This is a genomic window from Kitasatospora sp. NPDC059146, assembly GCF_042786665.1.
Lineage (GTDB): Bacteria > Actinomycetota > Actinomycetes > Streptomycetales > Streptomycetaceae > Kitasatospora.
The window spans coordinates 1-1,487 of the sequence record NZ_JBHZCY010000270.1 but is presented as its reverse complement, the minus strand read 5'-3'; the positions used below and the strand labels follow the sequence as shown (position 1 = coordinate 1,487).

Genomic DNA, 1,487 nt, shown 5'->3' with positions numbered 1-1,487 from the left:
ACCCCGCCGTGTGGCGGCTGGCCGTCACCCTGATCACCGGCGCCCTCGCCGTCGTCTTCGACACCACCATCGTCAGCGTCGCCCTCGACGACCTCGCCGAGCGGCTGCACGCCCCGCTCTCCACCGTCCAGTGGGTGGGCACCGGCTACCTGCTCGCCGTGTTCGTCACCATCCCGCTGGCCGGCTGGGCCCAGGCGCGGTTCGGCGGCCGCCGGCTCTGGATCGCCGCCCTCCTCGGCTTCCTGCTGGGCTCCGTGCTCAGCGCCCTGGCCTGGGACGCGGCCTCCCTGATCGCCTTCCGGGTCGTCCAGGGCGTCGCCGGCGGGCTGATGATGCCGCTGGTCAGCACCCTGCTGATGCAGGCCGCCAAGGGGCGCAACACCGGCAAGGTGATGGCGATCATCACCGTGCCCACCGCGCTCGGCCCGATCCTCGGCCCGGTGCTGGGCGGACTGATCCTGCACGTCGCCGACTGGCGCTGGCTGTTCCTCGTCAACATCCCGTTCTGCGTCGTCGGCGTGCTGCTCGCCCGCCGCGACCTGCCCGACGACCGCCCCGGCCCGGACCGGCCGCGCGCCCGGCCGGACGTGCCCGGCATGCTGCTGCTCTCCCCGGGCTGCGCCGCCGTGATCTACGGCCTCTCCCGGGTCGACGGCCGGGGCGGCTTCGCCACCGCCGAGGTGCTCGTCCCGCTGCTCGGCGGGCTCGCCCTGGTCGCCGGCTTCACCGCTCGGGCGCTGGCCCGCCCCGAGGGCGCCCTGGTCGGCGTGCGACTGTTCCGCCACCGTTCGGTGGCCTCCTCCGCCACCCTGCTCTTCCTGGGCGGCGTCGCCCTGTACGGGCCGATGCTGCTGCTGCCGCTGTACTTCCAGCAGCTGCGCGGGCAGGACGCGCTCGGCGCCGGCCTGCTGCTCATCCCGCAGGGCGTCGGAGCGCTGCTGGCCCGCGGCCTGGCCGGCCGCTACACCGACCGCTTCGGCCCCCGCCGGGTCTCGCTGGCGGCCTTCGTCCTGGTCGCCGCCGCCACCGTGCCGTTCGCCTTCGTCGGCGCCGACACCGGTCTGCTCCCGCTGGCGGCGGCCCTGTTCGTCCGCGGCCTCGCGCTGGGCGCCGCCATGATCGCCCCGGCCGGTGCCGCCTTCGCCGGTCTGGAGCGCGCCGAGATCCCCGACGCCAGCATCATCACCAGGGTCGCCCAGCAGATCGGCGGCTCGGTGGGCATCGCGCTGCTCACCGTGGTGCTCCAGCACGGCACCGGCGGCATCCGCACCTCGACCGCCCTGGCCCAGGGCTTCGACCAGGCCTTCTGGTGGTCGGTGGCGCTCACCGCCGCCGCCGTGCCGCTCTGCCTGCTGCTGCCCGGCCGCCCCGCGACCGACCGTCCAGCGACCGGCCGCCCCGCCGCCGAGGGCGCCGCTCCGGCCGGTGCCGGGGACTGACGCACCGCAGGCCGTCGGCCCCGCACCCGGAGGAGACGGGTGCGGGGC

The 1,487-nt window shown here is 76.3% G+C and carries 1 protein-coding gene; it reads left to right on the top strand.

Features of this window, described 5'->3' with window-relative positions; translation table 11 throughout:
• The coding region (locus ACFXPX_RS43860) for an MDR family MFS transporter (protein ID WP_380645121.1) at positions 1-1,439 on the top strand (1,439 nt) is incomplete at its 5' end.
• Positions 1,440-1,487: the final 48 nt, after the last annotated feature.